This window comes from Subtercola boreus, assembly GCF_003399645.1.
Lineage (GTDB): Bacteria > Actinomycetota > Actinomycetes > Actinomycetales > Microbacteriaceae > Subtercola > Subtercola boreus_A.
On the sequence record NZ_NBXD01000019.1, the window covers coordinates 108,172 to 129,108 of the forward strand.

At 68.5% G+C, this 20,937-nt stretch carries 17 protein-coding genes; 8 read left to right on the forward strand and 9 right to left on the reverse strand.

The genetic code is table 11. From position 1 onward, the window contains the following. The first annotated feature begins 9 nt into the window (after nucleotides 1-9). The 3 genes from B7R24_RS09925 to B7R24_RS09935 are packed head-to-tail and all read left to right on the forward strand — an operon-like array spanning nucleotide 10 to nucleotide 3,137. Nucleotides 10-1,155, forward strand: coding sequence for a sensor histidine kinase (locus tag B7R24_RS09925; protein ID WP_147304012.1), 1,146 nt, complete (start codon nucleotides 10-12; stop codon nucleotides 1,153-1,155). Further along, on the forward strand, nucleotides 1,152-2,390 hold the full coding sequence (locus B7R24_RS09930; protein ID WP_116418807.1) for a hypothetical protein: 1,239 nt from the start codon (nucleotides 1,152-1,154) through the stop codon (nucleotides 2,388-2,390). The genes B7R24_RS09925 and B7R24_RS09930 overlap by 4 nt, the downstream gene beginning before the upstream one ends. Before the next feature lie 48 nt (nucleotides 2,391-2,438). Next, nucleotides 2,439-3,137, forward strand: coding sequence for a response regulator transcription factor (locus B7R24_RS09935; RefSeq protein ID WP_116418808.1), 699 nt, complete (start codon nucleotides 2,439-2,441; stop codon nucleotides 3,135-3,137). Here B7R24_RS09935 and B7R24_RS09940 read toward each other — a convergent pair. The 4 genes from B7R24_RS09940 to B7R24_RS09955 form a co-directional block, all read right to left on the reverse strand. After that, a complete protein-coding gene (locus B7R24_RS09940) occupies nucleotides 3,092-4,402 on the reverse strand; it encodes an MFS transporter (protein WP_116418809.1) in 1,311 nt (436 codons plus the stop codon). The genes B7R24_RS09935 and B7R24_RS09940 overlap by 46 nt on opposite strands. 188 nt (nucleotides 4,403-4,590) lie before the next feature. Continuing rightward, nucleotides 4,591-4,908: a thiamine-binding protein gene (locus tag B7R24_RS09945; protein WP_116418810.1), complete on the reverse strand. Its 318-nt coding sequence runs from the start codon at nucleotides 4,906-4,908 to the stop codon at nucleotides 4,591-4,593. Then, nucleotides 4,908-6,239: a glycosyltransferase 87 family protein gene (locus tag B7R24_RS09950; RefSeq protein WP_147304013.1), complete on the reverse strand. Its 1,332-nt coding sequence runs from the start codon at nucleotides 6,237-6,239 to the stop codon at nucleotides 4,908-4,910. Before B7R24_RS09950 ends, B7R24_RS09945 begins: the two co-directional genes overlap by 1 nt. Before the next feature lie 120 nt (nucleotides 6,240-6,359). Beyond that, a complete protein-coding gene (locus tag B7R24_RS09955) occupies nucleotides 6,360-7,289 on the reverse strand; it encodes an ADP-dependent NAD(P)H-hydrate dehydratase (protein ID WP_116418812.1) in 930 nt (309 codons plus the stop codon). A 44-nt stretch (nucleotides 7,290-7,333) separates the two neighbouring features. Between B7R24_RS09955 and B7R24_RS09960 the strand changes: the two genes are divergently transcribed. Beyond that, nucleotides 7,334-8,443, forward strand: coding sequence for an NADH:flavin oxidoreductase/NADH oxidase (locus tag B7R24_RS09960; protein ID WP_116418813.1), 1,110 nt, complete (start codon nucleotides 7,334-7,336; stop codon nucleotides 8,441-8,443). Nucleotides 8,444-8,522: 79 nt separating this feature from the next. Here the strand turns inward: B7R24_RS09960 and B7R24_RS09965 are convergent, their stop codons facing one another. From B7R24_RS09965 to B7R24_RS09975, 3 genes are all read right to left on the reverse strand, one after another. Next, nucleotides 8,523-9,560, reverse strand: coding sequence for a hemolysin family protein (locus B7R24_RS09965; RefSeq protein WP_116418814.1), 1,038 nt, complete (start codon nucleotides 9,558-9,560; stop codon nucleotides 8,523-8,525). Beyond that, nucleotides 9,560-11,038: a hemolysin family protein gene (locus B7R24_RS09970; RefSeq protein WP_116418815.1), complete on the reverse strand. Its 1,479-nt coding sequence runs from the start codon at nucleotides 11,036-11,038 to the stop codon at nucleotides 9,560-9,562. Before B7R24_RS09970 ends, B7R24_RS09965 begins: the two co-directional genes overlap by 1 nt. Nucleotides 11,039-11,138: 100 nt before the next feature. After that, nucleotides 11,139-12,578, reverse strand: coding sequence for a GuaB1 family IMP dehydrogenase-related protein (locus tag B7R24_RS09975; protein WP_116418874.1), 1,440 nt, complete (start codon nucleotides 12,576-12,578; stop codon nucleotides 11,139-11,141). A 143-nt stretch (nucleotides 12,579-12,721) separates the two neighbouring features. On the opposite strand from B7R24_RS09975, the gene B7R24_RS09980 reads away from it, so the two are divergent. Further along, nucleotides 12,722-16,513, forward strand: a complete 3,792-nt coding sequence (locus B7R24_RS09980; protein WP_116418816.1) for a multifunctional oxoglutarate decarboxylase/oxoglutarate dehydrogenase thiamine pyrophosphate-binding subunit/dihydrolipoyllysine-residue succinyltransferase subunit — start codon at nucleotides 12,722-12,724, stop codon at nucleotides 16,511-16,513. 157 nt (nucleotides 16,514-16,670) lie between these two features. Here B7R24_RS09980 and B7R24_RS09985 read toward each other — a convergent pair whose 3' ends face one another. Both B7R24_RS09985 and B7R24_RS09990 read right to left on the reverse strand, forming a co-directional pair. Next, entirely contained in the window at nucleotides 16,671-16,913 is a 243-nt protein-coding gene (locus B7R24_RS09985; RefSeq protein WP_116418817.1) for a zf-HC2 domain-containing protein, read from the reverse strand. After that, nucleotides 16,910-17,518, reverse strand: a complete 609-nt coding sequence (locus B7R24_RS09990; protein ID WP_253259382.1) for a sigma-70 family RNA polymerase sigma factor — start codon at nucleotides 17,516-17,518, stop codon at nucleotides 16,910-16,912. The genes B7R24_RS09985 and B7R24_RS09990 overlap by 4 nt, the downstream gene beginning before the upstream one ends. A gap of 105 nt (nucleotides 17,519-17,623) precedes the next feature. Between B7R24_RS09990 and aroA the strand changes: the two genes are divergently transcribed. From aroA to hisN, 3 genes are read left to right on the forward strand one after another with little or no spacing between them, the layout of a single operon-like run. Continuing rightward, nucleotides 17,624-19,045 (forward strand): 3-phosphoshikimate 1-carboxyvinyltransferase, encoded by a 1,422-nt coding sequence (gene aroA, locus B7R24_RS09995; RefSeq protein ID WP_116418819.1) that lies wholly within the window; start codon nucleotides 17,624-17,626, stop codon nucleotides 19,043-19,045. After that, entirely contained in the window at nucleotides 19,042-20,100 is a 1,059-nt protein-coding gene (gene rsgA, locus B7R24_RS10000) for a ribosome small subunit-dependent GTPase A (RefSeq protein WP_116418820.1), read from the forward strand. Before aroA ends, rsgA begins: the two co-directional genes overlap by 4 nt. Before the next feature lie 22 nt (nucleotides 20,101-20,122). Beyond that, nucleotides 20,123-20,926 (forward strand): histidinol-phosphatase, encoded by an 804-nt coding sequence (hisN, locus tag B7R24_RS10005; protein ID WP_116418821.1) that lies wholly within the window; start codon nucleotides 20,123-20,125, stop codon nucleotides 20,924-20,926. The last annotated feature ends 11 nt before the right edge of the window (nucleotides 20,927-20,937 follow it).

The window sequence follows — 20,937 nt, forward strand, 5'->3', positions numbered from 1 at the left end:
CATGGCGATGTGATCAGGCGCCAGGAACCCTTGCTGCGCACAGCAGCGTGGGTGGAGGGCTGGGTCTTCACCATCGCCTCCCTTGTCTGCATCGCGATCGCCGGTGACACGCCGGGCTTCTCACTCGTCTTCGCCCTGCCGCTCTACCTCGTCGTGCTGGTCGGATACTTCATAATGGGGCGGTCGTCGGCGACCCTCTGGATCGTCGTCACCACGGTGGCCGGGCTGTCGGCGAGTGCGCTGCTGGGCGGCGTCGTCGCCTCGAGCCCCAGCGTGATCAGCGCGGTACTGCTGCTCTCGGGCGGCGGCATCGGAGCCTTGGCGATCGTGCTCCAGGGGTCGCTCTACGGGCGGTTCTACCTCGCGCTGATGTTCGTGGTGAACCTCGCCGTCACGCTGCCCTTCATCGCGAGCGAGAACATCTCGCAGGCCCTCACGATCTTCGTGGTCGGCTGGTCGGTCAACGTGATGGTGGGCATCTGGATCACCGACAGCGTCAAACGTGCCCGCAGTCGTATCGCCCGGCTCGGCACCGCGCACCAGGCCGAGCGCCGGGCGAGTGAGCTCGAAGCCCAGCGGCGCCAGAGCGCCCGGCTGCTGCACGACACCGTTCTCGCCACGCTGACGCTGCTGGCGCACTCCGGCCGCGGGGTCGATCCGGATGCCCTGCGGGTGCAGGCCGCAGAAGACGCCGTTCTGCTGCGGCAGCTGAGGCTCGGCGAGACACCGACGCCCCGGTCATCCGGAACCTACAATTTGCGCACCGACGAGTCACCCCCCGTGGCCCAGAGCATCAAGGCCCTGCAGCAGCGCTTCAAGCGACGCGGCCTGATGGTGCACTGGCACGGTGACGGCGACGTGACGCTGCCTCCCCTCGTTCGCAGCGCCTTCCTGCTCTCGCTCGGCGAGTGCCTCGAGAACGTCAGGCGGCACGCGCAGGTCGACCAGGCCGACGTGACGATCACCCAGGATGCCGGTGGCGTGCGCGCGATGGTGACCGACTCGGGCATCGGTTTCGAGACCGACGGGGTGGCCAGCGGCAAGCTCGGCATCGCCGAGTCGGTCGTCGCCCGCATCCGTGACGTCGGTGGCAATGCGCGCATCTTCTCGGCCCCCGGGGCCGGTACGACCGTGGTGCTGGAGGTGCCCCGATGAGCGGCGACGACGATCACGCCACCGGACTGCTCACCCGCCTCGTGCGGGCCCGGACCCTCGGCCCCGAGGCACTCGAGTCGCTGCGACGGGATGTCGCGTCGGACTCCCGGATCGGCATCGGTTACCTCGGCGTGGGGGCCATCGTCGCAGCCATTCTGCTGAGTGTCAGAGGGCTCGCGATCTTCATCTTCAACTGGGGCGCCTACGACAACCCGTGGCTGACGCTCATCGCCTGGATCGCGGTGGCGATCGCCATCGGGGGCGGCTGCCTCATTGCCAACGCCCATGGCAGCCAACTGCCCACCCCCGCCTACGCCGGGGTGCTGATCCTGTTGGCGGGGGCGGTCATCCTCGACCTCGTGTCGGCGCACGGCTTCGTCGCGGCCTCGCCCGAGGTGACGGTCATCGTCGGGGCCGGCGCCACCCTCCTCTCCCTCGTCGCCTTCCGGCCCCTGAACGAGCTGATTCTCGCGACGATCGTCCTGTTCGTCTTCCTGTTCGTCGTGACCCTCGTGGGTGCGGGCGAACAGGCGATCGGCGACCGCCCGCAGATCGAGGTGATCGTGGCCGCCATGTCGCCGCCGCTGATCGCCATTCTGATTGTCAAGTCGTTCAGCCGGTTCATCGACCGGGAGCTCGACCGCACGCTGGTCGAGAGCACCCTCTCCTCCCCGCGTTTCGCGGTGGGCATCCTCGGTTCCGACGAACTGGCGCGGCTCGACCAGAGCGCAGAGGAGCTGCTCTCCGACGTCGCGTCGGGGCGCATCAGCCTGCCGCTGGACCCGACGCAGGCGGCCGCCGCGTCGTCGCTGGCGAGCGAGCTGCGGCTGCGGCTCATCGCCGGGCGGCGCCAGACCTGGCTGCAGCACGCGATCGACGACTCCGAGGTGCTGAGCCCCACCGTGAGCCTCGTCGACCCGGACGGTCTGGCCGGGTATCTCGAGCCCGACCAGCGCGAAGGGCTGCTCTCGGCCATCTGGCTGATTGCGGCATCCGCTACCCGGCAGACCCCCTCGATCGTCATCACCGTCGGCCCTCAGGATGACCCCGATCAGGGGGGTATACCCGATATGATGAATTTTCCGATAGAGATCTCAATCGACGGCATACCGCGCCGCCGCATCGACGTGACCATCTGGGGGGCTCTTGACAGAGTTGGTCAGCATTCGGAAAGCGGGCGGCACGGTTCCATTGACATCCGCGTCAATGCGCAGGTTCAGACGCCCGAGTCATGAGTACGGTTTCGCGTCGCACCAGGGGCGGCGCACAAGGGAGGGCTCGACATGCCGGTAATGCATGAGAACATCCGACTGGCGATAGTCGACGACCACAGGATGCTGCTCGGGGCCCTCACGGAATGGATCCGGGGTGCGGCGAGCGACATCAACATGGTTGCGGCCGTGACGACCTGGCCCGACCTGCTCACGAGCCCCGAATTCCCCGTCGACGTCGTCCTTCTCGACCTCGACCTCAAAGACAACCTGCCGATCTCGGTGAAGCTCCGCGCGCTGAAGTCGGCCGGAGTGAAGACGGTGCTGATGAGCACCTATTCCGAGCCCGTCGTCGTTCGCGAGGCTCTCGCCGCGGGCGCGCTCGGGTACCTCGTGAAGAGCGAGGAGGCCGACATGATCGTCGAGGCCATCCGCTCGGCCGCCAAGGGCGAGCCCTTCATCTCCAGCGAGCTCGACCTGGCGCTGAGCGCACAGGAGGTCGGTGGTTCGCCCAAGCTCAGCGCCCAGGAGCGCCGCGTCATGGCGCTGTACGGCGGCGGCGAGCCGGTGAAACAGGTGGCCGAGCAGCTCAGCATCTCTGAGGAGACGGCGAAGAGCTACCTCAAGCGCATCCGCGAGAAGTACCGCGTGCTGGGCATCGACGTGGGCACCAAGGTGGCGCTCCGCAAGCGGGCGATCCAGGATGGGCTGCTGATCCAGGACGACTATCTGACGACGGCCGAGCTGCCCGAGGCCCGGGTCGGGGAGTAGGTTTCGGCGGTGCTCGCCGTGGCGTCATCCGCTGCAACGAGCTTCGCGCGCGTGCGGCGCTCGACGCTGAACGACACCACCGCTATGGTGACACCGAGCACCGTCAGCACGACGCCCACTCCGATCGGCGCGACGTAACCGAGACCGAACGAGAGCGCGATACCTCCGAGCAGCGGGCCCAGTGCGTTGCCCGTGTTCAGCGACGAGTGGTTGAGGGCGGCGGCGATCGACTGACTGTCGCCCGCCACATCCATCAGCCGTGTCTGGATCATCGGTGAGATCGACGCGGCGGCGGTGCCGACGACGAAGAGACCGACGAAGAGCCCCACCGGGTTGGTCACGAACACCAGCAGTTCGATCAGCCCGAGAAGCAGCAGACCGAACAGCAGCAGCATCGAGCGCTTGAGGTTGTGGTCGGCGGCCCAGCCTCCGAGCAGGTTGCCCACGGTCATCCCGAGCCCCACCACGACGAGCGCCCACGGCACGAACGATTCGGGCAGGCCGGTGACGGTCGTGAGGATGGGCGAGACGTAGGTGTAGACGCAGAAGAAGCCGCCGAAACCGATGGCGCCGATGGCGATGGCGAACCACACCTGCGGCCGGCCGAACGCTTTCAGCTCGTTGCGCATGGTGGCAGTTCGGTCGCCCGGCAGGTTCGGCACGGTGAGGGTGACAGCGATGAGGGCGAGCACGAAGATCGCCGCGACGACGAGGTAGGAGACGCGCCAGCCCGAGTTCTGGCCGATCCAGGTCACGAACGGCACGCCGATCACATTGGCGACGGTGAGCCCACCGAGCACGAGGGCGACACCCTGGCCGCGCTTGTTCGGGCCGAGCAGAGAGGCCGCGACGAGGCTTGCGATGCCGAAATAGGCGCCGTGCGGCAGCGCCGAGACGAAGCGGGCGGCGAGAACGAAGCCGAACGAGGGCAGAACGGCCGAGGCCACGGTACCCACGATGATGAGGCCGAGAAGCGCCATCAGCACCACCTTGCGGGGCCAGCGGGCCGCGACGGCGGCGATGGTCGGGGCACCGACCACGACACCGGCCGCGTAGGCGGTGATCAGAAGGCCCGCCTGGCCGTTGGCCTGCTCGGGCGAGACGGCGAAGACGCCGGGCAGCAGGTCACGGGCGAGGTTCGGCAGCAGGCCCATCGCCACGAACTCGGTGCAGCCGATACCGAAGCCGCCCAGGGTGAGAGCCAGGAGGGCAAGACGAAGACGGGCCGGCGACAGCACAGTCGGCCCAGGAGAAGTGAGGGACACGTCTCTATGCTAACTCGCCCACCGGCCGAAATCGAATCGATTCGATACCGGGTGCCGGGCCGGGCCCGATCGAATCGACACGGTTGCGGCCACCCGGGCAGCATGACGCGGCGGTTGCCCGAATCCGTGTCCGTTCGGGGTGCTGGCGGCCGCCGGGCGCCGGGCGCACGGCGCCAGGCGGGCGGGGGTCAGTCGCCCAGAGCCTGCTCGAGGCGGTCGAGTTTGGCCGTGAGCTCTCCGGTGTAACCGGGGCGGATGTCGGCCTTCAGCACCAGCGAGACCCGCGAACCGTAGGCGCCCACGGCCTCGGTGGCACGTTTGACGACGTCGAACACCTCGTCCCACTCACCCTCGATCGTCGTGAACATCGAGTCGGTGTGGTTCGGCAGGCCGGAATCGCGCACGATGCGCACGGCAGCCGCGACGGCGGCGTGCACCGAGGCATCCGGGCTCTCGCCGCCCGCCGGGGCGGTACCCGACGGAGCCACTGAGAATGCAACGAGCATCAGCTGCCAACCCTTTCTTTGAGCGCGAATGCGACGGCCGGGGCTTTCAGGCGAGTCTTCAACAGGGCCCGCACCGCCAGAACGAAGAGCACGCAGACCAGGATGTTGCGAACGGTCAGCGCGAGCAGCATCAGCGGGTCGAGGGAGATCAGCCAGTCGTAGTAGTACGGGTAGATCACCTGGGTGAGCGCCGCGAGCACGGCTGTGATGATCGCGAAGGTGCGAAAGCCCTTCCCCTGCCAGATGAGGCCCAGGATGACCGGGGCGCTGATCCACAGCATGAACTGGGGCGATCCGACCTTGTTGAACACGATCAGCGACGTCACGAGCGCCAGCGCGAGCGGGGGCAGCACGCGCGTGACAGGGGCGCCGGAGCGCACCACCCAGACCCCGAGCAGCAGCACGGCGAGCAGAGCGACCGCGAGCAGCGGCGTGGTGATGACGTCGGCGATCGATGCTCCGGCACCTTTCACCTGGAAGGTCAGGATGTCCTGGTCGTAGTAGACGAGCTGGGCGCGGGGCTGGAAGTACGCCGCCCACATCCACGGCGTGCTGACGGGTGCCTCGATCTGCAGCCCGCGACTCGTCTGCTGGCCGATGAAGCTGAACAGGTTGGCGCCCGCACCGAGCGCGAGGCCGGCCGCCGCGATCGCGACGGCAGCGACGGAGGCGGCGATAGCGACCGTGACGCGGCGCTTCAGCGCGATGACGAGAGCGACGACCATCGCGATGGGCCACACCTTGACCCAGGTGGCGGCGGCGAGAAGCACTCCTGCAACGGCCGGGCGACGGATGGCCAGCAGCAGCCCGACGATGACCAGGTCCACCTCGAAGGTGTCGATGCGACCGAGGGCGACGGGACCGAGCAGCAGCAGGAACGCGAGCCACCACCAGGCGGCCACGAAACGGATGTTCGGCGCGAAGGCGTCGGGGTGGGCATCCTCGGTCTCGCCCGCCTTCGCGGCGGACCCCACGCCCGCACCCGCCTGCGCCTCGATCGCGGGCGCCACCCGTGTCGCCCTCGAGTTCAGGATGAACGCCAGCACCGCACCGTTGGCGAGGATGACGAGCACGAACCACCCGGTTCCGTACAGCGCGCTGCCGAACATCTCGGCCGCGATCATCGGTGCCAGAGCCAGCAGCGGATACACGAAGGGGCCGTCGAGACCGACCCAGTAGCCGTCGAACCCGTTCTGCACCCAGGAGCTGTAGACGAAGGTGACGTCGCCCCACGGCACGGTCGGCGCGGTCAGCCCGATGTAACCGAGCAGCAGGTGCACGGCGGCGAACACCACCCACAGAAGCAGGGGTTTCGTAGCCAGTCGACGCACCCCGCAATCATATGCGGCGCGCGCCGCCCCGCGCTGCAGGGCGTGCGCAGGTGGGGCGGAGTGGGTGGGGTTGCGCGGATGGGTGGCGCCGGGTGGCCTCTGCGCGCAGCGCGCCCCGGGTCAGAGTCGGCGGAGCTCGGCGATGGTCGCGGGCAGCGCTTCGGCGATGTCGAGCGCCACGAGGGGTCCGCCGCCGGATGCCCGCTCCCCCGCCAGCCCGTGCAGCACCGCCGCAGTAGCGGCCAGGCGCGCCAGAACGGCAGGGTCGTCATCGACCTGGGCGCGGTGGGTCGCTACGAGCGCACCCAGGATGCCCGCCAGCACGTCCCCCGACCCGGCCGTCGCGAGCTCAGTGGTGGGTGCCGTCACGCGGAAGCACTCACCCACGACAACCCCGCCGCCCACGTCACCGGCACCGGCGTCACCACCCCGCACCGCGCTCACCACGTGCGTCACGTTGCCCTTCAGCAGCACCGTCACCCCCAGCAGCCGCGCCGCGCGCACCGCCCACGTCGCCGGGTCGGCGGTGACCTCCCCCCTGGACACCTCCACTCCGTGGGCCGCGAGCAGCGTCACGAGTTCCCCCGCATGCGGCGTGATGACGACCGCACCGGATGCCCGCCCGACGAGATCGAGGGCCCCTGCGTCGATCACCGCGGGGTCACCCTGTTCGAGCGCCTCGCCGATCGCCGCGGTCACCGTGTCGTCCCGGCTCGCCGCGTCCATCCCCGATCCGACCAGCCACGCCTGTACGCGCCCCTCCGCCGTCACGATCTCGGGCCGGCGCTGCATCACGAGCCGCGTCGCACGCCCCGGACCGAGGTACCGCACCATGCCGACCCCGGTGCGGCTGGCGCCCTCCACTCCGAGCACCGCCGCCCCGGGAAAACTCGGCGAACCCGTCATGACACCCAGCACGCCGCGGGAGTACTTGTCGTCACCCGGTGCCGGCGGAGTGACCCAGCCCCGGGCATCCAACGCCCCGAAATCAGACCAGCGGATGTCGCCCCCACCGGCCGGCGAGGAGTCGGATTCTGCGTTCTGGGCCATTCCTCCACGATAGGCCCGCGCATGCCCCTGCCGGAATATCTCGTATGCCATTCGGCGTTGGCTCCCACGTGACCAACGCAACGCTCTTCAGTCCTCTGACCATCCGCGAGACCGAGTTTCGCAACCGGCTCTGGGTGGCACCCATGTGCCAGTACTCCGTCGAGAAGCGCGACGGAGTACCGACCGACTGGCACCTCGCGCACCTCGGGTCGTTCGCGACCGGCGGCGTCGGTCTCATCCTCACCGAGGCGACGGCTGTCAGCCCCGAGGGTCGCATCTCCCCCGAAGACCTGGGGCTCTACAACGATAAGCAGCAGGCGGCATTCTCGCGCATCAACGCCTTTCTGCACGCCCAAGGAACGGCCACGGGCATCCAGCTGGCGCACGCCGGCCGCAAGGCCTCGGTCTACCGCCCCTGGGCCGAGGAGAAGGGCACCGCCCCCGCTGAAGACGGCGGCTGGGAGACGTTCGGCCCCTCCGCAGTCGCGTTTCCCGGCTACAGCACGCCGACCGCCCTCACCCTCTCTCAGATCGCGCAGATCGTCGAGGACTTCCGCGCCGCCGCCCGGCGCTCCGTCGACGCCGGGTTCGACGTGATCGAGCTGCATGCGGCCCACGGCTACCTCATGCACCAATTCCTCTCGCCGCTCAGCAACGAGCGCACCGACTCCTACGGCGGCAGCCTCGAGAACCGGGCCCGGATCGTGCTCGACGTCATCTCAGCCGTGCGCGCCGAGGTCGGCGAGAGTATCCCGCTCTTCGTGCGTTTCTCGGGTACCGACTGGGTCGAAGACGGCGGCTGGGACATCGAGCAGACGACGATCGTCGCCCGCTGGGCCCAGGATGCCGGAGCCGACTTCTTCGACGTCTCGAGCGGTGGCAATGTGACCGGCGTCACGATTCCCGTGGCTCCGCTCTACCAGGTCGAGCTCGCCGCGCACCTGAAGTCCGAGGCCCACGTGCCGGTGAGCGCCGTCGGACTCATCACGACCGCCGCCGAGGCGGAGGACGTCATCGCCTCGGGCCGCGCCGACGCCGTCATGATGGCCCGGCAGTTCCTGCGCGACCCGCACTTCGCACTGCGCGCCGCCCACGAGCTCGGCGTCGACCTCGACTACTGGCCCGCCCAGTACACCCGCGCCCACTTCCGCTAGCCGCACACGCCGGGCGCCCGGCCACCGACGGGAGTGGGAGGCCGGCGCTGGGCGCGTAGGGCACGGGCGGGGCGGGGCCTCAGACGCGACGCGTCGCGTCCTGGACCTCACCCACGAGCTCCTCGATCACGTCTTCGAGGAAGAGCACGCCCGTGGTGTTGCCCGAAGCGTCGAAGGCCCGGGCGACGTGGGCACCCGTGCGCCGCATCGTCGCCAGGGCGTCCTCGAGCTCGGTTCCGTCGTAGATCGACGCCAGCAGCCGGATGCGCTTCGCCGGCACGGGCTCGGCGAACTCGTCGTTGTCGAGGTCGATCACGTCTTTCAGGTGCAGGTAGCCGATCGGGTTGCCCGTCGCATCCACCATCACGTAGCGCGAGAAACCGTACTTCGCGACGGCGTGCTCGATGTCGGCCGGGGTCGCCGTGCGATCGAGGGTCACCAGGCGTTCCAGCGGCAGCGCCACCGACGCCACCGTCTTCTCGGTGAACTCGAACGCGGCGTGCAGCGCACCGGAGTTGTCGTCGAGCACCCCCTCGCGGGTCGACTGGGCCACGATGCTCGAGACCTCGTCGAGCGTGAACGAACTCGCGGCCTCGCTCTTCGGTTCCACGCCGAACAGTCGCACGACGCCGTTCGCCGTCGCGTTCAGCGCGACGATCACGAACCGGAAGATGCGCGCCACCCAGACGAGCGGCGGCGCGAGCAGCAGCACCGCACGGTCGGGCACCGAGAACGACAGGTTCTTCGGCACCATCTCGCCGATCACGACGTGCAGGAACGACACCACGACGAGCGTGATGACGAACGCTACGCCGGTGATCACGTCTTCTGACCAGCCGGTGATGCCGAGCGGCACCTCGAGCAGGTGGTGGATGGCCGGCTCGGAGACGTTCAGGATGAGCAGGGACGCGACGGTGATGCCGAGCTGGCTGGTCGCCAGCATCAAAGTGGCGTGCTCCATCGCCCAGAGCGCCGTCTTGGCGCTCTGCTTGCCGGCCTCGGCCAGGGGCTCGATCTGCGAGCGCCGGGCCGAGATGACGGCGAACTCCGCCGCGACGAAGAACCCGTTCACCAGAAGCAGCACGAAGAGCCAGACGATTCCGATCCAGTCGCTCATCAGCGCTCACCCGCCTCGGCGCGAAGCGCCGCTTCAGCCTCGGCGCGAAGAGCCGCATCCGCCTCGGCCGCGACCGATCCCGGACCTGCGCCGGTCAGCGAGTCGACGGATTCGGTGCGCAGCAGTTCGGCGTTCAGCGACTCGGCCCCTTCGATCGTTCCCGGGAGGGGCTCGGTGGGCGTCGGAGTGAAACGCAGGCGATCGATTCGCCGACCATCCATTCGTTCCACCCGCAGTTCGCCGTCAGGCAACGCGACGGTGTCGTCGACGAGGGGCAGCCGCCCGAGCTCGCTCATCACGAACCCCGCGACGGTCTCATAGGGGCCGTCTTCGGGCACAGTCACTCCAGCTCGGTCGAGCAGTTCGTCGGGGCGCAACTGCCCCGGAAAGGAAATGGTGTTACGACTCCGGATGACGCCCGCACGCGTGCGGTCGTGCTCGTCGTTCAGTTCGCCGACGAGTTCTTCGACCAGGTCTTCGAGGGTGACGACGCCGGCCGTTCCGCCGTATTCGTCCATCACGATGGCCATCTGGTAGCCCTTGCCGCGCAGTTCGCCGAGCAGAATGTCGAGCTTCATCGTCTCGGGCACCCGCAGCGGCTCGCTGATGAGGGCGATGACGGGAACGTCGGCCCGCTTGGCCCGCGGAACCGACACGGCCTGCTTCACGTGCGCCACCCCGACCACATCGTCGATCGATTCGTCGACGATGGGAAAACGGCTGTATCCCGTCGAGGTGGCCAGGGCGATGACGTCGCTCGCCGAGTCGGTGCGCTTCAGGGCAGCGATGCGGGGCCGCGGGGTCATGACATCGGAGGCGTCATGCCCGGCGAAGAGCAGTGTGCGGTTCAGCAGGGTCGCCGTGTCGACGTCGAGGCTGCCCTCGAGGGCCGAACGGCGAACGAGCGACGAGAGCTCCTCGGCGGTGCGGGCGCCCGACAGCTCCTCCTTGGGCTCGATGCCGAACGAGCGGATGATCGCATTGGCACTGTTGTTCAGCACCGACACAAAGGGGCGGAACACCGTCGTGAACAGCCGCTGGAACGGAATGACCAGCTTCGCGGTCTGGATCGGCAGGGCGAGGGCGAAGTTCTTCGGTACGAGCTCACCGACGATCATCGACAGCAGAGTGGCGATCACGACGGCGACGATCGAGGCCACGACGGTCGTCACGTCGTCGTTCAATCCGGCGGCGTGGAAGACCGGCCGGAGCAGCCCCGCGAACGCGGGCTCCATCGTGTACCCGGTGAGCAGTGTGGTGAGGGTGATTCCCAGCTGTGCGCTCGAGAGATGGGTCGACGTGATCTTCAGGGCCGAGATCGTCTGGCCGAGGCCCTTCTCGCCGCGCTCCTGGCGACCCTCGAGGTCGCTGCGGTCGAGGTTGACGAGCGAGAACTCGCTGGCGACGAAGAACCCGGTACCGACGGTGAGCAGCAGGCCGACGAGAAGCAGGATGAGCTCAGAGCCCACGGATGTCACCCCGCTCGGCTACAGGAAAGGAGGAACAGGTGGGTGAGGGAGGGTCATCCATGAGGAGGTCAATACTACCGGCCCGGGACGCCCGAACCTGAGAGGTTTTTCACCAAGAGACGGGTAGCGCCTTCCCCTCCTCGTACCCCGCCGCCGACTGGATTCCCACCAGCGCCCGGTCGTGGAACTGCCCCACCGACCGCGCCCCGGCGTAGGTGAACGAGCTGCGCACCCCCGAGGTGATCATGTCGAGCAGGTCCTCGACCGACGGCCGCAGCGGATCGAGGTAGATCATGCTCGACGAGATCCCCTCCGCGAAGAGCTGTTTGCGGGCCAGGTCGTAGGCGCCGAGGCGCCCGAACCGGTCGGTGACGGCCTTGGCCGAGGCCATCCCGTAGTTCTCCTTGTACAACCGGCCCTCGGCATCCCGCCGCAGCACGCCCGGCGCTTCGATCGTGCCCGCGAACCATGAGCCGATCATGACGGATGCCGCACCGGCCGCGAGCGCCAGAGCGACGTCACGCGGGTAGCGCACTCCCCCGTCAGCCCAGACGTGCGCCCCGTACAGCGTTGCCGCGGCAGCGGTCTCGAGCACCGCAGAGAACTGGGGGCGACCGACCGCCGTCATCATGCGCGTGGTGCACATCGCACCGGGGCCGACGCCGACCTTGATGATGTCGGCTCCGGCCTGCGCCAGGTCGCGTACGCCCTCCACCGTCACCACATTGCCCGCCACGATGGGCAGCGCCAGCCCGGCCGCACGCACGGCACGGATCGCGGCGAGCATCCCGTCCTGGTGCCCGTGCGCCGTGTCGAGCACCAGCACGTCGACGCCGGCCGCGGCGAGAGCCCTCGCCTTCGCCGCGACGTCACCGTTGATGCCGACCGCAGCCGCCACGCGGAGCCGGCCCTGCGCATCCACTGCCGGCGTGTAGATCGTGGAGCGCAGGGCGCCCGTGCGGCTGAGGGTGCCGATGACCCGGCCGTGCCGGGTGACGGGTGCGAAGTCGAGGTCGGCGGCGACCATGGCGTCGAAGGCCTGGCGCGGGGTATCGAAGTCGTCGGCCGCGAGGGAGGTGAGCGGGCCGTGCAGCAGGTCACCGAGCTGGGCGTCGTGCAGGGCGGAGGCGAGGCGGAGGGCAGGGATGCACCCCAGGTACGACCCCGACTCGTCATGAACCACGATGCCCTGCCCGCCCACCGCGGGCAGCACGGTCAGCGCCTCCGCAACGGTCGCCGAGGGGCGAAAGTCGAAGGGGGTGTCGTACTCGACCGACTGCTCCTTCACCCAGCGGATGGCCGCATCGAGGTCTTGCAGGTGCATGTCCTGCGGAAGCACTCCCAGCCCGCCACGCCGTGCAAGGGTGGCGGCCAGCCTCGGACCGGTCACCGAGTTCATGTTCGCTGAGACCAGTGGAATGGTCGCACCCGTGCCGTCTCCGGGCGCCAGCGAGACGTCGAGGCGGCTTCCGACGTTCGACCTGCTCGGAACGAGGAAGACGTCGGAGTAGGTCAGATCGGTGTGGGAGGGCGCGCTGAGGAACTTCATGAAGGCCACGGTAGACCCGTTGGGTGATCGATCTCACGGCCGGAGGGTTTAAGCTGGCTGAGCACGTGTCGGCGCGTGAACACCGCAGCGCTTCTGTCTGGCACGTGATCGATACGTGAGCATACGAAAGTGGGCGATCGGCTGTGTCAAGCCAGTTGACCGGAACGGGAACTGACGACGGTTCGTCGGGCGAATTCGGAGCGAACGAGTGGCTCGTCGACGAGCTGTACGAGCAGTACATCGTCGACAAGAACTCGGTCGACCAGTCGTGGTGGTCGATTCTCGAGCACTACAGGCCGAGCGGTTCGGCCGAGACGACCGATGCCGGCGCGACCGGCACGGGCGACAGCTCGACCGGCGAGGCCCAGATCCCCGACGAGATCGCCACACAGGATGTCGCGGCCACCCCCGCACCGAGCGAGACCCCCGCATCATCCGCACCGCCTGCGGCTCCAGCCACCCAACCCGTGGCCCGCACCACTTCCCGCGAACCCGCTCCGAAGCCCATCCCGGCGGAGGCCACCGTGCGCCCGCAGAGCGACGCCGAGGCCGAACAGGACAAGGTCAGCCCCCTCCGCGGGCCCGCCAAGTCGCTGGCGACCAACATGGATGCGAGCCTGTCGGTTCCGACGGCGACGAGCGTGCGCAGCATCCCGGCCAAGCTCCTCATCGACAACCGCATCGTCATCAACTCGAACCTGAAGCGCGCCCGCGGCGGCAAAGTCAGTTTCACGCACCTCATCGGCTGGGCACTCGTTCAGGTGCTCAAGGAGTTCCCCAGCCAGAACGTCTACTACGACGTACAGAACGACAAGCCCGTCGTCGTCTCCCCCGCCCACGTCGGCCTCGGTATCGCCATCGACATGCCCAAGCCCGACGGCACCCGATCCCTCGTCGTGCCGGCCATCAAGCGCGCCGACACGATGCACTTCGGTGAGTTCCTCGCCGCCTACGACGAACTCGTGGCCAAGGCCCGCGGCGGCAAGCTGACGGCTGCCGACTTCCAGGGCGCGACCATCTCCCTGACGAACCCCGGCGGCATCGGAACGGTGCACTCGATCCCGCGGCTCATGAAGGGATCGGGTGCCATCATCGGCGCCGGAGCCCTCGAGTACCCGGCCGAGTTCTCGGGCGCCTCTGCGAAGACGCTGACCGACCTCGGCATCGGCAAGATCATCACGCTCACCAGCACCTACGACCACCGCGTCATCCAGGGTGCCGGCTCCGGTGAGTTCCTGAAGAAGGTGCACGAGCTGCTCATCGGCGAGCGGGGCTTCTACGAGAACATCTTCGCCGAACTCCGCATTCCGTACGTTCCGATCCACTGGAACTCCGACATCTCGGTCGACGTGAGCGATGCGGTCAACAAGACGGCCCGGGTGCAGGAACTCATCAACTCGTTCCGCGTGCGCGGCCACCTCATGGCCGACATCGACCCGCTCGAGTACAAGCAGCGCACCCACCCCGACCTCGACATCGAGAGCCACGGGCTCACCCTCTGGGATCTCGACCGCGAGTTCGTCACCGGCGGCCTCGGCGGAACCTCGTCGCTGCTGCTGCGCGACATCCTCGGCATCCTGCGCGATGCCTACTGCCGGAAGACCGGCATCGAGTACATGCATATCCAGGACCCCGAGCAGCGCAAGTGGATCCAGGAGAAGATCGAGCGGCCCTATGCCAAGCCGGGGCACGACGAGCAGATGCGCATCCTGTCGAAGCTCAACGAGTCCGAGGCCTTCGAGACGTTCCTGCAGACCAAGTACGTCGGCCAGAAGCGCTTCAGCCTCGAAGGCGGCGAGTCGACGATCGCCCTGCTCGACGCGGTTCTCCAGGCCGCCGCAGACGAGGGGCTCGACGAAGTTGCCATCGGTATGGCGCACCGCGGTCGCCTCAACGTGCTGACCAACATCGCCGGCAAGACCTACGGCCAGATCTTCCGCGAGTTCGAAGGAACGCAGGACCCGCGCACCGTGCAGGGCTCGGGTGACGTGAAGTACCACCTCGGCACCGAGGGCACCTTCACCGGAACCGAGGGCAAGGAGATCCCGGTCTACATCGCGGCGAACCCCTCGCACCTGGAGGCGGTCGACGGCGTGCTCGAGGGGATCGTTCGCGCCAAGCAGGATCGGAAGCCCAAGGGCACCTATTCCACGCTCCCGATCCTGGTGCATGGCGACGCCGCCATGGCCGGCCAGGGAATCGTCTACGAGACCCTGCAGATGGAGAAGCTCCGCGGCTACAAGATCGGTGGAACGATCCACGTCAACATCAACAACCAGGTCGGGTTCACGACGCGTCCGAGCGATTCACGCTCCTCCGTGTACTCCACCGATGTGGCGAAGTCGATCCAGGCGCCGATCTTCCACGTGAACGGCGACGACCCCGAGTCGGTCACCCGCGTCGCCCAGCTGGCATTCGAGTACCGCCAGCGCTTCCACGCCGACGTCGTCATCGATCTCATCTGCTACCGCCGCCGCGGTCACAATGAGGGAGACGACCCCTCGATGACGCAGCCGCTGATGTACAACCTCATCGAAGCCAAGCGCTCCGTGCGGAGGCTCTACACGGAGTCGCTGATCGGGCGCGGCGACATCAGCCAGGAGGAGTACGAGGCCGCGCACCGCGACTTCCAGGACCGCCTCGAGCGCGCCTTCGCCGAGACCCACGCAGCACAGACCTCGTCGATCCCGATCATCACCGACGACATGAACGCCGTGGCCGACCTCGAGCGCCCCGAGGCGCAGCAGGCCGACGACAGCTCGGCGGGCGAGCCCGAGACGACCGGCGTCCCCGCCGCGACCGTCGCGCTCATCGGCGACGCGTTCAACAACGCACCGGCCGGTTTCACCGTGCATCCGAAGCTGCAGCAGCTGCTGCAGAAGCGTGTCGAGATGAGCCGCAACGGCGGCATCGACTGGGCGTTCGGTGAACTGCTGGCCCTCGGCTCGCTGCTGCTCGAGGGCACCCCGGTGCGCTTCTCGGGCCAGGACACCCGGCGCGGCACCTTCGTACAGCGCCACGCGGTGCTGCACGACCGCGACAACGGCCAGGAGTGGCTGCCCCTCGTCAACCTCAGCGACAGCCAGGCCCGGTTCTGGATCTACGACTCGCTGCTGAGCGAATACGCGGCCATGGGCTTCGAGTACGGCTACTCGGTCGAGCGTCCCGACGCCCTCGTGCTCTGGGAGGCCCAGTTCGGCGACTTCGCCAACGGCGCCCAGATCATCATCGACGAGTTCATCTCGTCGGCCGAGCAGAAGTGGGGCCAGCGCTCATCGCTCGTGCTGCTGCTGCCGCACGGGTACGAAGGCCAGGGCCCCGACCATTCCTCCGCCCGCATCGAGCGCTACCTGCAGCTGTGCGCCGAGAACAACATGACCGTCGCCCGGCCCTCGACTCCGGCGTCGTACTTCCACCTGCTGCGCCGCCAGGCCTACATGCGCCCCCGCCGCCCGCTGATCGTGTTCACCCCCAAGGCGATGCTGCGGCTGAGAGGTGCGACCAGCGGGGTCGAGGAGCTCACCGAGGGCAAGTTCGAGCCCGTGCTCGACGACGCCCGCATCGGCGACAGGACAGCCGTGAAGCGCGTGTTGCTGATGGCCGGCAAGGTCTACTACGACCTGCTGAACGAGCTGCAGAAGACACCGAACGACGAGATCGCCCTCGTACGGCTCGAGCAGTACTACCCGATGCCCGCCGCCGAACTCAACCGGGTGCTCGCGAGCTACCCGAACGCTGAGATCGTCTGGGTTCAGGATGAACCGCAGAACCAGGGGGCGTGGCCGTTTGTGTGCCTCGAGCTGGCCTCGCGCCTGCCCGCCGGCCGCACCGTTCGGGTCACCTCCCGTGCGGCGGCGGCCTCACCCGCAGCCGGATCGGCGAAGCGCCACGCCCGCGAACAGGCCGACCTGCTGCAGCGGGCCCTGACCCTCTGACCCCGGGCCCTCGGGGTGCGAATCCCGCGGGCCGCGCGTTGTGCGCAAAAGCACCTAAACCGCAAGGTCTAAGTGCTTTTGCGCACAACCGGGCCGGTTCGTCTCCGCGAAAGGACCCCGCGCATCGTCAGGCGTGCGGGGTCCTGGGGTAGAACCTCTAGTGCGTGCTCTGGATCTGACGGATGCTGAACAGCACCTGGTCACGCAACTGTTCGGGCGCGACCTCCTTGCAGGCGCGCTGTACGGCGTCGGTCAGCACGCGGCCGACGTGCAGCTCCGACTCGCAGTCGGTGCAGCCGGCGAGATGCTCACGGATGTCGGCAGCATCGTCGCTGGCGAGTTCGTTGTGGAGGAACTCCTCGAGTTCGGCCTTGGCCTTCGTGCAGCCGCAGTCAGTCATCTGCTGCTTCCCTTCGGTGCGTCTTTCGCGGTGACGGGGATTCCCCGGCCCTCCGCGTACTCGGTCAGCAGACCGCGGAGCAGACGCCTGCCACGGTGCAGGCGGCTCATCACGGTTCCGACCGGAGTCTTCATGATGTCGGCGATCTCCTGGTAGGAGAAGCCCTCCACGTCGGCCAGGTACACGGCCAGACGAAAGTCTTCGGGGATGCTCTGCAGGGCATCCTTCACTGCACTGTCGGGCAGATGGTCGATCGCCTCGGCCTCGGCCGAGCGGGATGATGTCCCGGTCGCCGTCGCCGACTCGGCGTTGCCCAGCTGCCAGTCCTCGAGGTCGCTCGTCGTGCCCTGGTAGGGGTCACGCTGCTTCTTGCGGTAGACATTGATGAACGTGTTGGTGAGGATGCGGTACAGCCACGCCTTGAGGTTCGTGCCTTGCTCGAACTGGGCGAAGGCAGCGTAGGCCTTGACGAACGTCTCCTGTACGAGGTCTTGCGCGTCGGCGGGGTTGCGGGTCATGCGAAGGGCAGCGCCGTACAACTGGTCGAGGAACGGAACGGCCTGCTCCTCGAAGAGCGCTCGTGGGTCGGTGTCAACGGAAGTCATCGGGGCCAAGTCTACGATGTGGGGCCGCTCGAGAACGCTGGTCGCGCCCATCCGCACACCACCTTCCTTTTCGATCGGTCGTAACGCCGATACCCTTGACAACTGATGCTGATCTCGAGATATTCCGCCCCCGACTTCAACCCCTACGGCGACACCGCTCCCGGGGAGCCGAACGCCGACTGGAAGGCCCCCCGTGCGCGTGGCCCGCTGGCCGCCTCCGTCAGCCTTCCGGGGTCGAAGAGCCTGACGAACCGTGAGCTGGTGCTCGCCGCCCTCGCCGACGGGCCTTCGAGGCTCCGCGCGCCGCTGCACTCCCGCGACACGACGCTGATGGCGGACGCCCTGCGATCGCTCGGAGTGACGATCGAGGAGGTTCCTCCCACCCGTGGCCCCGCGGCGGGCCGATTCGGCGCGGACTGGCGGGTGACTCCCGCCCCCGAGCTCACCGGCAGCACCACCATCGACTGCGGCCTGGCCGGCACCGTGATGCGCTTCCTCCCGCCGGTCGCCGCCCTGGCCCTCGGCCCGACGGTGTTCGACGGCGACGAGGGTGCCAGGCGTCGCCCGATGGCGACGACGATCACCTCACTTCGCGCGCTCGGTGTCGACATCAACTCCGACGGCCGCCAGAACCTCCCCTTCACGGTCTACGGAACGGGCAGCGTGCCCGGTGTCGACAGTGGCGGCGAGCTCACGATCGATGCCTCCGCCTCCTCCCAATTCGTTTCGGGCCTGCTGCTCGCGGCCTCCCGCTTCGAGAACGGGCTCACTCTGCGCCACAGGGGCGAGCGCCTGCCGAGCCTGCCCCACATCGAGATGACGATTGCCGCCCTGGCCGCCCGGGGGGTCACCGTGGCCTCTCCCGAGCCGGGCGTCTGGGTCGTCGAGCCCGGCACGATTGCGGCGCTCGACGTCGCGATCGAGCCCGACCTCTCGAACGCCGCGCCCTTCCTCGCCGCCGCGCTGGTCGCGGGAGGCTCGGTGACCTTCGCCGGCTGGCCCGCGCACACCACCCAGGTGGGAGCCCACCTCACCGAGCTGCTGCCTCTGTTCGGCGCGACCGTGGAACTGGTGGATGATCGGCTGACCGTCACCGCAGGGCCGAGCATCCGGGGTATCGAACTCGACCTCTCTGCAGGCGGCGAACTCGCTCCCGCCATCGTGGCGATCGCGGCCCTGGCGGAGACGCCGAGCACGATCACCGGCATCGGTCACATCCGGCACCACGAAACCGATCGGCTGGCAGCGCTGGCGACCGAGATCAACCGGCTCGGCGGCCAGGTCACCGAACTCGACGACGGCCTGCGCATCGAGCCACGGCCCCTCACCGGCGGGGTCTGGCAGACCTACGACGACCACCGTATGGCCCACGCGGGCGCGATCATCGGGCTCGCCGTCGACGGTGTCGTGGTCGAGAACATCGCGACGACCGCCAAAACGCTGCCCGAGTTCGCCGACCTGTGGGAAGCGCTCGTTCTCGGCTCCTCCGGCGAGCGCAGCACCCTGAGCGTCGAGCTTCCTTCGTGACCTGGTGGAGCGACGGCCACGACGACGAGCCTGACGAATTCGACGAATTCGACGAGTCGAGCATCCGGAGCCGGCCGAACCCGAAGGGCAACCGTCCGCGCACGAAACAGCGCCCCGAACACGCCGACGCCGTGCGCGGGCGGGTTCTCTCGGTCGACCGCGGCCGCTTCGGGGTGCTCGTTCGTGAGAACGCCGACGACGAGGCGGTCATCACCGCCTCTCGAGCGCGCGAGCTGGGCCGCCTCGGCATCGTCACGGGCGACACGGTTCAACTCGTGGGCGACGCCAGTGGCGCCGACGGGTCGCTCGCCCGCATCGTGCGAGTGGATGAGCGCAGCACCCTGCTGCGGCGAAGCGCCGACGACTCCGACGCCGTAGAACGCGTGATCGTGGCGAATGCCGACCAGATGCTCATCGTCGTGGCGGCGGCCAACCCGGAGCCGCGGGCCAACCTCATCGACCGTTACCTCATCGCGGCGTTCGACGCCGGGCTCGCCCCGATCCTCTGCATCACGAAGACCGACGTCGCCGACCCGACCACGTTCCTCGAACAGTTCGACTGCTTCGACCTCGAGATCATCATGGGCGCCAAAGACGAGTTCCCGATCGAGGCCCTGAAGGCGCTGCTCGTCGGGCACACCACGGTGACGGTGGGGCATTCCGGCGTCGGCAAGTCGACCCTCGTGAACGCCCTGGTGCCGGGTACCGACCGCGCCGTCGGCCGGGTGAACGACGTGACCGGGCGCGGCCGCCACACCTCCTCGTCGACCGTCTGCCTGCGGGTGCGGGATTCCAGCGGAGACCCGGGCTGGATCATCGACACTCCGGGCGTGCGCTCCTTCGGGCTGGGGCACGTGCAGCCCGCCAACATCCTGAAATCGTTCGCGAACTACGCCATCCCGGCCGCGACCCTGCCCGCCTCGGCCGGCGGCATCGAGCTGAGCCAGGCGCACGACTGGGAGATCGTCGACCGGGTCGAAGCCGGTGAACTGGGCGCCAGTGGCAAGGCCCGCCTCGAATCCCTGCAGAAGATCATCCAGACCCTCGAGAGTTAGGCGCGCCGGTACGCTGGGGGGCGTGACCGAACCCACCCTTGCCGATGATCTCGCCCTCGCGCTCGAGCTGGCCGACGCGGCCGACACGGTATCGCTCGACCGGTTCCGTTCCCTCGACCTGGTCGTCGAGCAGAAGCCCGACCGAACGCCGGTGACGGATGCCGACCGGGCGGTCGAACGCATCATCCGCGACGGGCTCGCCGCCCGGCGCCCCGGCGACTCCATTCTCGGTGAGGAGTACGGCGAGACGGGCAGTTCCCCCCGCCAGTGGATCATCGACCCCATCGATGGCACAGCGAACTTCCTGCGGGGGGTTCCGGTGTGGGCGACGCTCATCGCGCTCGTGGTCGACGGCACGCCGGTGCTCGGGGTCGTGAGTTCACCGGCCTTCCAGAAGCGCTGGTGGGCATCCACCGGCCGGGGGGCATGGCTGATCGAGACGGGGCCCGGGCATACCGCCGCACCCCAGCGCCTGGCCGTCTCCGGGGTCACCGGGCTGACCGATGCCTCGATCAGCTACAACTCTCTGAAGGGCTGGGACGAGGCCGGCAGCCTCGACGACCTGATGCGGCTCTCCCGTGCCGTCTGGCGGACGCGTGCCTACGGCGAGATGTGGTCGTACATGATGGTGGCCGAGGGGCTCGTCGACGTGTCGGGCGAGTACGACCTGCAACCCTATGACGTCGCAGCGCTCATCCCGATCGTCGAGGAGGCCGGCGGCCGCTTCACCAGCCTGACGGGCGGCGAAGCCCTCCACGCCGGCAACGCCCTCGCCACGAACGGCCTCCTGCACGCCGAGACGCTCGCCCTGCTCGCCCGGAGTTAGGCTGGAAACCT